Origin of the sequence: Marinoscillum pacificum, assembly GCF_024714495.1 — a bacterium.
GTDB lineage: Bacteria > Bacteroidota > Bacteroidia > Cytophagales > Cyclobacteriaceae > Marinoscillum > Marinoscillum pacificum.
Genome location: NZ_JAMZMJ010000005.1, coordinates 119,603 through 133,927 on the forward strand (window position 1 = coordinate 119,603; position 14,325 = coordinate 133,927).

The window sequence follows — 14,325 nt, forward strand, 5'->3', positions numbered from 1 at the left end:
ATCGCATTCTTTTGAGAAGATATTATCTGTTTGTATTTCTCATTTTAGTAATAAACGATTTTTTGAGTGCTCAGCATTATGAGACTACTGTAAACTATACAGTTGAAGACGGACTTCCATCTAATACCATTTATGCAATAGAACAGGACTCTCTAGGGTACATCTGGCTAGGAACTAACAAAGGGTTAAGCAGATTTGATGGTTCCGAATTCATTAATTATTCTGAAGAAGATGGATTGCAAGACACTGAAGTCCTGAAGTTTTTTAAAGACTCTAAACAAAGAATCTGGTACTACACAATCAACGGAAAGTTAGGGTATATCCAACATGCACAATTGCATAAAACAACCTGGCACCAGGACACTAAGCCCAACTTAAGGCAAATAATTTCTATAAAAGAGTATGAGAATCAAATCATTGTTACTACCCAGGCCCATATATACATCTATTTGGATAGTCTAAATCAATTCCAATCAGATAATAAAAAATATCGACTCGCTCGGGCATTTGAATCAGAAAATGGTTTATATCTTCTGACTGAAGATAAAATCTCCATTCTCAAATCTTCCGATATTTTCAATCCCCTATTTTGGGATAGTCTCATTTGGCAAAACAATTATTTTGTAGTGAATATCAACGACCATATTTATGGCTTCAGTAATATTACTGACTTTAAAAAAAACAGCTATTTCGATTATTCCATTCCAGAGAAAAAACAATCATTTTACTCTACAAGTTTATCAGGAATTTATAATGCCAAGATAGAGTCCGATACTACTATTTTTATTTTCAACGTCTCAGGAATTTATAGGTTCAACATTCTGAACAAAAAAGTTGAGTCGGTTTTATCCGCCTATATGCCAACTGACTTCATTAATACTACTAATGGTGACAGATGGATGACCACTTATCATAATGGACTTATTTTCTCACATAACAACTCATCCATCAAAGAAGTACTAAAAAGTGACAGTATTAAGTCTGCGTTCCGCATTAATTCAAAAATTTTCTTTCAAACAATGTTTTCTGACGTTTATGAAAAAGACTCTTCTCAATGCAGACTTATTTTCAACTTTCCAAATCTTAGAGAAATTATAGCATTTAATGGTGACACTCCATTATTTATAGGGTATCATGCCATCAAATATCAAAACTCTTATTCTAAAGCTTATCTTCCTTCCTATGCTTATGACAGTACGTCAATTTGGATTTCAGAGGGAGAACTCATACATCTCAATAAAGTTAGTCCAGACTCACTCATACGGATAAATTCAAGAGTTAGACCTAACCATGGAAAAATAAGACATTTTCAACCTCTCGACTCATGTTCCTTTCTTATCTACAATGATGTTCTAACCTTTACCTATAATTTTTGCACTCAACAAACCACCGCAGTTCCTATTCAATCAAGGTTGAATAAAATGATCAAAGACGAGAATAACCGAATATGGATTGGAACTAATGGAAAAGGAATCTACGTATTTCACAATACAGATTCAATTCAACATATAGGACTAGATGAAGGCCTTGATGACAATTATGTTGAACAAATAGTTATTGCAAGTAATCACGTGTGGGCCATGCACCGCAAAGGAATTGATTTGATCACAATAAATCCTAATTACGAAATTCAAAGCATTGTTTACATACGGGATTTACCAGGAGTACCAAGATCAATTTCCAAATCAAAAAATGGAATACTAGCCACAACATCTAGTGGAATCTATGAAATCAGTGATAAATATAACTCACAACCTCACAAAGCACCTGAGGTATTTATTGACTGGATACTATTAGACAATGATCAAAAGGCAATATTAAATGACGACCAATTTCAAATCCTTGAAACAACAGAGCAATTACAGTTGAAACTTTCTTCCCCAATCAAAAATTATGGACAACAAGTATTCTATCGATACAAATTAATCCAAAATGAAAAAGGTGGAAACTGGATCAATATTTCCACAAAAACACTAACATTTGGAAGGCTCCAGCCCGGGGATTACACTATTATCATTCAAGCAAAGTTTAATAATTCAAACTGGGGAAATTCGAGGGTGATACAATTTTACAAACATCCTAAGTGGCACGAAATCACTTGGCTTAAATGGCTAATTGCATTTCTAACCTCTCTTCTCCTAATCGCCATCATTGGCAGAATAAGGAGTTCTATCCACTATAGAAAACGACTTAAATCAGAAAAACTATTTGCGGAACTATCCGCTCGAAAAGCTCAATTCAAATCTCATTTTGTATTTAACTCCATCAATTCTGTTAGGAATTACCTACTCAATAATGACCAAAAAACTTCTGATGACTATTTGGTTGCCTACTCCAAATTGATGCGTAAAATGCTGGATGTGTCCAACAAGGTATTAATTCCACTCAATGAAGAGCTAGAATTAATTGAGTATTACATGTCTTTAGAACAAATGAGACTTAGACATCAATTTGAATATCAAATTGAAATAGCTAAGGATATCCGTACTGCGGACTTAAAATGCCCAGCCATGATTACCCAGGTATTTGTGGAAAATGCTATCTGGCACGGTATCATGCCTCTAAATGAAACAGGATTCATCAATATTTTCGTTGCTCTCCAACACGATCATTACGTTATTCGGATCACTGATGATGGCGTCGGGTTTGACCAGACTGATATCAAACAGAAAGATCAGACATCCTGGGGTACGAGTATTGTAAAGGACAAAATCAAATTAATTAAAGAGACCTATAATGTCGACTTAAAAATTGAGATTGAAAGTAAAAAAGAAGTAGGTACTGAGGTCTCCATTTTATTGCCAATTAACTTCTAGTTAACTTCACCACCTTCAACAACAACCATCGATTTCTTTTGAGAAAATATAACCTTTTCGTATTTCTCATTTCAGTAATACATCCTTTTTTGAATGCTCAGCACTATGAGACTACTGTAAACTATACAGTTGAAGACGGACTTCCATCCAATACAATATATGCCATAGAACAGGATTCTCTAGGATACATTTGGTTGGGTACTGATAAAGGTCTTAGCAGATTTGACGGAACAGAATTCATCAACTATACAGAGTCAGATGGCCTTACGGATAGCGAAATTCTAAAATTCTATAAGGATCCAGAAAATAGGATCTGGTACTATACCTTAAATGGAAAAATCGGATTTATAAAAAATGGTAAAATCCATAATCAGTTTAGAGGAAGCGCGATAGATATAGGAAGTCGCGTTCAAAGCATCTTTTTCTTTCAAGGTGACTTATTCACGCTTTCAAATTCAATAAATACAACGGCCAACATTGATGTTTCAAACACTCACCCTACAGTTAGAGCATTCATTGGTGACGAGCAAAACCTATATCTATTAAGCTTTTATTCAATCTATTATTTGGACAGTACCTCTTCTACTTTCAAAGAGATACCAATTTCCAACAAAACATCCGGCAGTTCTCTTAAAACAGAATATGAATATGCGACCTACGTAAACAAATTTATCCTTTCATATCGAACCAGACGATTTCTCACGTCAAAGACCCAATCACTTTTATATACTTTCAACACAACTAACAATCGTCTGGATTCAATTTCATTTAACAATGGCAACATATTAAATATTAAAAAGGCGACTGACTCTACGGCTTATTATTTTACCACACAAGGAGTTTTTTCATTTAACCCAAAGTCCGCGGCATTTATCAATATTAATTCATATGACTATGCTACAGATTATCTAATTGATGATTATGGAAACAGATGGACAACAACTTATCAGAATGGACTTTTTCTTGATTTAGCTAATAAAGAGATCAAACAGATCTATAAATCGACTGGTTTTAAATCAAGTTTTGAAATTGACTCAATAAAATATTTGGTCTCCAAAGATGACTTAATTTATACCTATTCGGACTCTGTGCTTTCACATCCCATACTAAGGCAGAATCAAATTGAACTAATCCATCCAACCTCATTTAAAGATCCGTTGTACATTGGTCGTTATGGCTATTACTATAAAAAAGATCACCTCAATGCTTACCTATCAGCATACACCATTCATTCAGATACCTTAAGTTATTATAGAGCTAACAAAATTGTACAATGTAAAATTACTCGAAATGGCTTAGATGAAATAAGAACCTTGCCTACCCTCAAAAAAGGTATAATCAAAAAGTTCATATCAATGAGCTCCAACGATTTCTTAGCGTATGATGATCGGGAAATTCTACAATTCAACTATGCAAATAGCAGCGTTAATTCAACAGTTGTGGATTCAAGGATAAATCACCTTTCGATAGATGAGAAACAAAGAATTTGGATAGGCACCAATGGAAACGGAGTTTTTTATGTTAAAGACGAAAAAGATACTGTTCATTTCAACTCAGCGCTAGGCTTGGGAAATGATTTCATTAAGTCGATCAGTCACCAAACTGATATAGCATGGGTTTTACATAATAATGGAATTGACCTTATCGAGGTAAATAAACCAATAGAACAAGCTATTACTCATGTAAAACCTATTCCCGGAAATATATACCATATATCGAGTTCAAAAAACGGAATACTGGCAACAACATCTAAGGGTATTTTTGAGGTTACCAATGATTACCCGTTAAATATTAAAAAAACACCTCAGGTGAACCTAGATTGGATCAAGACAGACAAAACTAAATTCATCACTTCTAAAGAAAACTTAGATTTTATCCCATCTACTCAACAAATTCAAATAAAATTTTCCTCTCCCTACTGGCAGCATGGTCAATCTATCGTTTACCGATACAAACTTGCTGAAACTACCGAGAGAAGTCAATGGATTCAAACCAGTAAAAACCTAATCACTAGTGACAATCTAAAACATGGAAAATATACCTTAGAAATTCAAGCACGGGCGAATAACACCAACTGGTCAGAGTCTTTTCTCTTACATTTCGAGATGAGACCTTATTGGTATGAGCAGGCTTGGCTTAAGTGGTTATTCGCTTTTTTATCTTCTCTCCTACTAATTACCATCTTTGGTCGTATAAGGAGTTCTATCCACTATAGAAAACGACTTAAATCTGAAAAACTATTTGCTGATCTATCCGCCCGAAAGGCTCAATTCAAATCTCATTTTGTATTTAACTCCATCAATTCTGTTAGGAATTACCTACTCAATAATGACCAAAAAACTTCTGATGACTATTTGGTAGCCTACTCCAAGTTGATGCGTAAAATGCTGGACGTGTCCAACAAGGTATTAATTCCACTCAATGAAGAGCTAGAATTAATTGAGTATTACATGTCATTAGAACAAATGAGACTTAGACATCAATTTGAATATCAAATTGAAATATCTAAGGATATCCGTACTGCTGACTTAAAATGCCCAGCCATGATTACCCAGGTATTTGTGGAGAATGCTATCTGGCATGGCATCATGCCCCTTAATGACACAGGATTTATTAATATTTTCATTGCTCTACAACAACAAGATCATTACGTTATTCGGATTACTGATGATGGTGTCGGGTTTGACAAAACTGATATCAAACAGAAAGATCAGACATCCTGGGGCACGAGTATTGTAAAGGACAAAATCAAACTTATTAAAGAGACCTACGATGTTGATTTAAAAATTGAGATTGATAGTAATAAAGGAGTAGGTACTGAGGTCTCCATTACTTTACCTATTTCATTCTCTTAATTCGCTGCTAAAAATAATTCTATCAATTTAAAATATAGTTGCTATGTAATCGTCTTTGAACTCAGGCAAAACGACGAACAATGAAAATTGCACTAATCATCAGCGATCACACCTCCGAAAGAAACTCTCTGAAAGTTGGGCTAGAACTTGAAGAAAGACTCAATGCATTAGGAGTTGACAACACATTATTTGATCTTCAAGACGACCACAATATCCAAATTGGAAGTTATGACTCAATAATTTTAGTAACCGAAAATCAGGGACCACTAATCAGTTTTGAGCTATACAGTATGATATTAACTAATCGTTCAGAATGGGCGGGGAAACTTCTTCTACCAATAATTACTACAGAAGAGGCCATTCTTGGTGAATCAGCTTATCAACAAATCAAAACCATAGTAAAATCACTAGGTGCTGAAGTAATCACTGAGCACACCATATTCACCAAACTTAGAAACAAATTTGACTCTGACATGAACCTTAAGGATCAGGAGCTTAACTTCGTGATTGATCGGCTGATACTTCTTATTCTTAGTGAAAGTAAACCTACACGCTCTAGAATGCGAATCATCGCCTGATCATGGAAGCCTATAGTATCAGCGTGAAGCAAAAGGACGAGCATATAGAACGGACCGTCAAGGAAAATAGTGGCAAACTACTTTCCTTCATTAGACGGTTTGTCAAACGTGATGAAGAAGCTCAAGACATTTTGCAAGACGTATTCTACCAGTTCGTAGTAGGCTATGATCAAATCAAATCCATTGATCAGATAACCTCCTGGTTATTCCGAGTTGCACGAAATAAGGCAACTGATAATCACCGAAAGATGAAACCTGATTCATTTTCTGAATTAGCATTCTCAGCTTCTGGTGACGAAGAGCCTCTTATGCTTGAAGACATTCTCCCAGACACAAGTGATCTTCCAGATAGAGAGTTGTTGAAAGATGTCATTTGGCAAAAACTCGAAGAGCTACTCGCTTTAATGCCTCCGAAACAACGTGAAGTATTTGTTCAGCATGAGTTCGAACAAAAAAGCTTTAAAGAAATGGCCGCCGTGACAGGCGAAACTGTCAACACGCTGATATCTAGAAAACGATATGCAATACTGATGCTACGTGAAGGATTGACAGAATTATACGATGAATTAATTAATGAATAATATGAGAAGGTTTAAGTTTTTAAAAATCATTTTGATGGTACTCATCTTCTTCTCACTGGTGAGTGCTGTAGTAATGACCCTTTGGAACTGGTTGATGCCAGAACTATTCGATCTAACTGAAATAGATATCTGGCAAGCCGCTGGAATACTGCTGCTTTCTAAAATCCTTTTCGGAGGATTTAAGAAAAACCATTATGGGCCAGATGGACCACCTTGGAAAAAGCATTGGCAGAAAAAATGGCAAAATATGCCCCAGGACAAGCGTGAGAAATGGAAACAACACTTTGCAAGCAAATGGTGTACCCCACAAGAGTCATCGGAAGAAAACACTTCCACAATAGAAGAGGAAAAACTGAAGGATGGTCATTAGACCATCCTTTATTATTTTTGAGGCCTATCGTAATTTTTACATCCGATTAATCCATTTTTATTAATATCATTCCTGCAATCAAAAACCCCATGGAAAAATTTAAACTAAAAGAAAACGAAGAGTACATTCAATTAAATGACTTAATGAAAGTCCTTAACTGGGTCAATTCAGGAGGAGAAGCTAAACAGGTGATTTTAGGCGAGCATGTAACGGTCAACGGTAGTATTGAAATGCGTGTTAGAAGAAAATTGCATACTGGAGATAAGATACAATGGGAAGATCAGTCTGCTGAAATTACATCCTGACATACAATTAGTTATTCAACGCAGTTGTAATGTTTGTAAGATTTGGTATTCTCATCCTCACAGATGTAGGACACTCCATCTCCATAAAATTCTAAATAATCAGCATATACTTTGTTGCATTGAGATTCTCCGTAGTGGTTGATAATAACCAACTTACCTTCAGACAAAAACTCTTTTGCTCCTGTGGTGTCCCACCAGTTTTTATCATCCGAATACGATTCATAAAGGACACCTTCAAACTGACTAACACCTTCGGTCATATTCTTGGCCATACATTTCATCCCTTTGCTGTGCACATAGTCGCATAGTGTATTACTATAAGCGATCCCCTCCTCTACGGTGACATTGAAACCATAGGCACTTCGATAATCATCATCAAACACCCAATCCATATTGTCAAACTCTACCCAATCACACCCAATTTCAGCTAACCAATCAACTCGCTTTTTTAGCACATCTACAATCCCAGTAGTAGTTTCATTGACAAAGTATTCACCTTCCCAATCACCCCATTGCTTAGTTACAAGAAATGGTTTCAGTTCATTAAAATCATCACGCCAATTTTCTCCTGCACCAATACTAATATAGGCTCCAACTTCGTTGCCCTGTGCCTGTATGCGAGCAATATCCTCTTCACTCACATTCTCGTAAGGATCGATCAGCACATAACCTGATTTAGCTTCTGAAAGTATCAAGGAAATTGGATCAGGATCATAGTTTTCCTGATAGGCGTGATTAAATACACATACAGCACCAACTCCTCCTATCGGTGCTATTTCTAAATCTGGTTCTGACGGTTCATCTCCCCCACAAGAGATCATTGCAATGGATAATAAAAACAATGTATATAGGTTTTTCAACATTGATTAAACTGGATTCAGTAGTGCTTCTATATCCTTTGCGATGTTTCCCGAAGGTCTTTGTGCTGTAGCATCCACTATATAACCCTCCTGATCTATTAATACAAATCGTGGAATACCTTTTATCAAATAGTCTTTCATTATTTGTGCGTCCCAAGCACCAGGAGCAAAAACGTGTACTCCTCCAAGCTTTTTAGCTACAACCATTTTCTCCCATGGTTCCTTTGTACTATCAATACTCACAGCTAAAAAAGTCACATTTTGATCTTTAAAACGTTCTTGTAACTTCTCCATGGCAGGATGCTCACCAATACAAGGCCCACACCACGTAGCCCAAACGTCAATGTACACTACACTACCTCTAAAATCCTCAATTGATAGCGTATCTCCATCTATACTCTCATAAGCAAAATCTGGTGCTGGCTTACCTTTAGCCAGCTTATTCCAAGATGCTACCAATTCGCTTATCTCAGACAACTTTTCAGTATCAGGATTCCAGGATTTCCATTTTTCGATAAGTTCTGATCTAAAATCTTCCGACAAATAGGCATATGATTGAATTATAACTTCCTGGATAAGCTCAATTTTTAAAGGTTTCAGCGAAACAACTGAGTCAACAGCTTGCGAATAACCTTCGTAATATGAAATTGAATTATCACTTTGTCTAATTTCCGAGGAGACATACCTAACCAACCCTCTTACATACCGCTTGAAGGATTTATTTTCAAGTTTCGATGAATCACCAATATTCAGCTCTGTGATAAACGAGTAAAACCCTTCACTGACATTGAAATCCTCCATTGGAATCTGAAGATAATATTCGTGTGACCCTTCATAATCCAACCGGTCAGTATAAGTATCCCAGTACAAATTTTCCTTTGTTTCTTCTACGAATTCCTTATCCAATAAATCTTTCAAATAGCTTATTTTCAAATTATTGATAGAATCCTGAGTTCTGATAAAATCATCTTCTTCCAGAATCATCAGATCTTGAAAGGACAACAAGCTATCATTCAACAAAGTCATGGAAGCTAGATAATTATTAACATCAGCAGCATCACCTTGGAAAACCAGCGTTTCATCAAATAAATCAGTATCTAAAGTAAAAGAGATCTCATCACCTGGATGAGCATATAAATACCCGATTTCATCTCCATGTTTGAATCTGATTCTTCCTGCCTTAGTCAAATCAATTTTAGAGGTAAAAGCACCAAGTTCATTGAGTGTATCTACTACCTGAAGTTCTCCATGTGTAAATGTTATGGTCTCTCCTTTCGGATTTGTGATTGTTCCAGAAATGGAAACCATCTTTTGCTCTTCTACTTTATCAGCACAAGAAATGATAAAAAATATGGAAACAATCAAAATGGCTAAGTTTTTCATGAGTGTGGTTTTACAGTTAATTACCTAAACTAAAATTTAATTAGACAATTAACCAGTTAATAGCCATATTATTATCAAATTGAACGTTATTAGCCACTTACATTATCAGCAACAAAATGAATCTTGAACTATTGAAATTTCCCATTGGACCATTCAATAAACCATCAGAATTCAGCGAAACCGATATCTTGGAATGGATTCGTGTAATTGAAACATTCCCTAATGAACTAGAAAGCTTATGCTCAGGACTTGATATTGAAGCATTAAACTGGGTCTATAGACCAGATGGATGGTCTATTAAGCAAGTAATTCATCACTGCGGAGATAGCCATATGAATAGCTTGATCCGCTTTAAGCTGGCACTTACAGAAGAACAACCAACTATACGCCCCTATCACGAGGATCTATGGGCAAAGTTGGAAGACAGTCAAGACGATGATATCTCCTATTCGCTGAGTCTATTGAAAGGGCTCCATTACCGATGGGTAAAGCTCTTGAAATCACTAACTCCTGATCAACTAGCGAGAACCTTTGTTCACCCTGAACATGGAGAGACATTTACCTTAGTAGAAACTATTGCCAACTATGCCTGGCACTGCAATCACCACAAAGCTCACATTGAGCAAGCTATTCAATACAAAGGCAGTTTTTAATCTTTCTTAAGCGTAAACTGATTTACCTTTTCCTTTAGGTTTTCAACAATATCGGATACTTCTCTGGTCTTGTTGGTATACTCTGACATTCCTGTGCTCAATTCTGAAGAAGAACTTGCTATTTCTTCTGTACCAGATGCGGTCTGTTCGGATATGACCACTACGCTTTCCATCAACTCTACAACTTTACCAACATCTGCAGTCTGTTGCCTGGTTGCCCCTACTATACGCTCAGAAAGTCTTAATGTTTGCGAATAGCTAGCTGCGAGTTCTTCAAAAGATACAGATGCGTGCTGCGAGGCTTCCACACCACCTTCTACGTTGGTGCTCATTTCACCAATTAATGCTGCTGTTGTAGATATCGCATACTGAACCTCACTTATCATCTCTTCGATTTCTTTAGTGGAGCTCCCTGAATCCTCAGCTAGCTTTCTTATTTGCTCTGCAACAACTGAGAACCCTCTTCCGGACTCACCAGCCTTTGCAGCCTCGATTGCTGCATTCAATGCTAACAAGTTCGTTTGACCAGCGATTTCCTTTATAATATTCAACACTCTGGATATTTCTTCAGATCTATTGGAAAGAATATTGATAGCTTTAGTCGTATCACCGCTAATCGACATTATTCGCTTCATAGTATCATCCACCTTATCAATCAGGTCCTTACCAACTGTGCTTTGATCAACGCCTCTCTCTGCTGCTGCATTAATAGACTCTGCCTGGTCTCCTACCTCTGTGGAGAACCTTAAGATACCTTCTAATAAGCTAGAAGCCTCGTCGATTCTTTGCACCTGACTCTGGGCACCTCTGCTCATCTCAGCAATTGATGCAGCAATCTCTTTGGTGCTGACATTCATTTCCTCACTGGTAACTTGCATTTCATCAGAGGATGATTTGATGGAATCTGTCTGGTCAATAATATCATCCAGTAATCCTGACAAATTTTCAAGTGCGACGTTGAGATTATCGGTAATCTTTTTCACATCACCTTTTGTTTCACCTGCATACCGAATACTAAGATCACTTTCAGCCATGGAATTAATGACCTTGTTGATCGCTGTAAATGGTGTGAGAATGGAGTCAAACAATTTGTTAATTGATTCTCCCAAGTCTCGCCATTCACCTTCTTTTGATTCCAAATCAATTCTGGCACTAAAGTTCCCAGACTCTACGGCTTCTCTAATGACATAATTGGTATCCTCAATTGCACCCTTGAGACTCTCCTGCTGAGCTTGAAGACTTCTGTTTCTCTCCATCACCTGGGACGTTGCCTCGTCTACCTTTTTCTGAAGCTCCCACTTCTGATGCTTAATTTGCTTTTGTCTCCAAATGGTCACTACTACAATAGATCCCATTACCACGATAAATAGAATCGTTCTGAACCACCAGGTAGCCCACCATGGCGGACGGACTGTTAGCGTCAGAATTTTTTCCTGACTAGACCAAACACCATCACTATTCGTTCCTTGAATATGAAGTAAATAGGTATCTGGATCCAGATTAGTATATCTAGCCTGACGATCTTCTGCAGAGGTATACACCCAGCCTTCATTAAACCCTTCTAGCTTGTATCTATATTTATTTGACAGTGGAGAAGTAAAGTCTAAAGCTGCAAATTCTATTGACAAAACATTCTGATCATGATCCAATGTCAATTCCTGCAAATCCACCAGGGATTTAGTAATCCACTTAGATCCATCCTTATTTGTGTATTCTTTAATTGACTTGTCAAATAAACGGATATCCGTAATCTCGATTTTCGGATGATAACTGCTTAATATCACCTCATCGGGATGGAAATAATTGAGCCCTTTTATACCTCCAAAATACATCTCACCAGTACTTGTAGTTACTGACGAAGTGTAATTAAATTCTGTCCCCTGAAGTCCATCGGCTACCGTAAAATTGATAATATCCTCTGTTGCTGGATTATATTTACTTAAACCTTTGTTGGTACTTATCCAGAGATTTCCCTTTCCATCCTCCTGAATTCCATTGATTACTGGATTCGCCAATAATTTTGTAACATTAGACTGACGAATAACTTGAGTATTTAACTCCATTATACTCATTCCATCAGCTGTTCCAATCCACAAATTACCGTAAGAATCCTCATGAAGTGCTCTAATATTGTTATTTGGAATCGTAGTTGAATCTCCTGCTACATTTCGAAAAACGGTAAATTTGCCTGTACTCCTATCCAGAAGATTCAATCCACCATCTTCTGTTCCAACCCAAAAATTCCTTTTGCTATCCTCAAATAGCGTGATAATAAGGTTACTGCTTAAAGTGCCCTCTTCGCCTCCTTGCATATAGTGGGTAAAACCATCAATAGCTGGATTATACCTGGCCAATCCACCACCTAACTCCCCCAACCAAATTACTCCTTCACTGTCTTCCAGAATGGCCCAAACATTTTTGCTATTCACTGAATATGGATTGTCTGCTTCTGGCAAATAGCTTTTAAACCTGCCCGTTTGTCTATCCAACTTACTAACTCCACCTGAGTATGTTCCAACCCATAAATATCCTTCACGGTCTTCTTCAAGAGAAATTGCTACATTACTGCTAATAGAATATGGATTGTTTTCTGAATGTTGATAATGTACAAATCGATTGGTTTTAGGATCCAGCCTATCCAATCCACCACCGTCTGTTCCAATCCAAACATACCCGTCTTTGGTTTCGTCTATGGCAATAACCGAATTGAAACTGATAGTATTCTGTACTCCTGGTTCTTCCTCAAATAATTTAAACTTCTTTCTAAACTTACTGTAGATATTCACACCCCCTCGGAAGGTACTAATCCATACTACACCCGAATCATCTTGTTTAATCTCATAAACAGCATTACTCGTTAGGCTTTCGTCATCAATGACATTTGAAGTTAATCTGGAAAAGTGTTTGGTATTAGGGTGGTATATATCAATTCCGTTTCCATCTGTTCCGATAAAAATTTCACCCGTTTCATCTTCATAGAAACAGGTCACAATATTCATCGACAAACCATTATCTGTTGTGAAATATTCAAATTTGTTCTGGCTTATCTGATATTTAATAGCCCCTTTCCCATCAGTTCCTATCCACAAATTTCCCTTCGAGTCTTTTAACAGAGGCTTTCGGTTGATCTCAGTTACTCTATGAGAACTCTTGTAAGGAATAAGTTCGAATCGTCTTTCTTTATAATAGAACTTAACAATCCCCTGTATATGCAGTCCAATCCAATAAATACCTGGCGACTCCTCCACAATATCAAACACTGTATTTGATGGGATACTACTCTCCTTTTCTGGATCATTAGTCAGTATTTCAAATTGCTGTTTCTCAGAATCAAAAATAGCCATACCACCTCCCTGGGTTGCGATGAGTAAATTATTATCTGGAGTAACAACTATTTTGCGGGCCTGAACGTGGGGAATTGGACCTTCGAAATTGGATTCATTTACTCTGGTAAAACGCTCTGTTTCCCAATCAAAAATGCTTAATCCACTTGTTCTTGTCCCGATCCAAATTCTTCCATCTTTATCTTCGGCCAGAGCAGTTATAACATTTCCACTTATGCTATTTGGATCAGCTGCATCCGCTTTATAAACCGTAAGTTTATATCCATCATATCTATTAAGACCATCAACTGTACCAATCCAAACAAACCCTTTAGAATCCTTAAGAGTGCAATTAACGGTTCCTGTAGACAAACCCTCATCTGGGGTTAGATGTGTGAATTTCCAACTTTCCTGTCCAGTGGCATACAAACTCGCCCACATCAACGTAAAAAATGCGAAAAGTCTGAATATCATTGTTTTTTGGTTTAAATGGTCGGGTTCAATTTACTATAATATCTTACTAATAATATAATGATTATGACAGACCTATTCAAAGTGATGATGAATCAGCAGTTAAAGGGAATGAAACCAAAACCTACTT

The 14,325-nt window shown here is 36.8% G+C and carries 10 protein-coding genes; 7 read left to right on the forward strand and 3 right to left on the reverse strand.

The genetic code is table 11. The annotated features are described in order from the left end of the window. The first annotated feature begins 62 nt into the window (after positions 1-62). The 6 genes from NXS00_RS13560 (at position 63) to NXS00_RS13585 (ending at position 7,505) form a co-directional block, all read left to right on the forward strand. Entirely contained in the window at positions 63-2,816 is a 2,754-nt protein-coding gene (locus NXS00_RS13560; RefSeq protein ID WP_258099756.1) for a sensor histidine kinase, read from the forward strand. A gap of 38 nt (positions 2,817-2,854) precedes the next feature. After that, positions 2,855-5,671 carry a sensor histidine kinase gene (locus tag NXS00_RS13565; protein ID WP_258099757.1) on the forward strand — a complete coding sequence of 939 codons (2,817 nt, stop codon included), beginning with the start codon at positions 2,855-2,857 and terminating at the stop codon, positions 5,669-5,671. 80 nt (positions 5,672-5,751) lie between these two features. Next, positions 5,752-6,249 (forward strand): NADPH-dependent FMN reductase, encoded by a 498-nt coding sequence (locus NXS00_RS13570; RefSeq protein ID WP_258099758.1) that lies wholly within the window; start codon positions 5,752-5,754, stop codon positions 6,247-6,249. 2 nt (positions 6,250-6,251) lie between these two features. Further along, positions 6,252-6,830: an RNA polymerase sigma factor gene (locus tag NXS00_RS13575; protein WP_258099759.1), complete on the forward strand. Its 579-nt coding sequence runs from the start codon at positions 6,252-6,254 to the stop codon at positions 6,828-6,830. A 1-nt stretch (position 6,831) separates the two neighbouring features. Further along, positions 6,832-7,200, forward strand: coding sequence for a hypothetical protein (locus tag NXS00_RS13580; protein WP_258099760.1), 369 nt, complete (start codon positions 6,832-6,834; stop codon positions 7,198-7,200). An 89-nt stretch (positions 7,201-7,289) separates the two neighbouring features. Beyond that, entirely contained in the window at positions 7,290-7,505 is a 216-nt protein-coding gene (locus NXS00_RS13585) for an RNA-binding S4 domain-containing protein (protein WP_258099761.1), read from the forward strand. Between the two features lie 11 nt (positions 7,506-7,516). Here the strand turns inward: NXS00_RS13585 and NXS00_RS13590 are convergent, their stop codons facing one another. Together NXS00_RS13590 and NXS00_RS13595 are read right to left on the reverse strand one after the other, a co-directional pair. Further along, positions 7,517-8,368, reverse strand: a complete 852-nt coding sequence (locus NXS00_RS13590) for an endo alpha-1,4 polygalactosaminidase (protein WP_258099762.1) — start codon at positions 8,366-8,368, stop codon at positions 7,517-7,519. 3 nt (positions 8,369-8,371) lie between these two features. Continuing rightward, positions 8,372-9,748, reverse strand: coding sequence for a TlpA family protein disulfide reductase (locus NXS00_RS13595; RefSeq protein ID WP_258099763.1), 1,377 nt, complete (start codon positions 9,746-9,748; stop codon positions 8,372-8,374). A gap of 116 nt (positions 9,749-9,864) precedes the next feature. Here NXS00_RS13595 and NXS00_RS13600 point away from each other — a divergent pair, with 116 nt between their 5' ends. Beyond that, the gene (locus tag NXS00_RS13600) at positions 9,865-10,401 is read left to right on the forward strand and encodes a YfiT family bacillithiol transferase (RefSeq protein ID WP_258099764.1); all 537 of its coding nucleotides are present in this window, start codon (positions 9,865-9,867) and stop codon (positions 10,399-10,401) included. On the opposite strand, the gene NXS00_RS13605 is transcribed toward NXS00_RS13600, so the two are convergent. Continuing rightward, a complete protein-coding gene (locus NXS00_RS13605; RefSeq protein ID WP_258099765.1) occupies positions 10,398-14,198 on the reverse strand; it encodes a two-component regulator propeller domain-containing protein in 3,801 nt (1,266 codons plus the stop codon). The genes NXS00_RS13600 and NXS00_RS13605 overlap by 4 nt on opposite strands. Positions 14,199-14,325 lie beyond the last annotated feature (127 nt).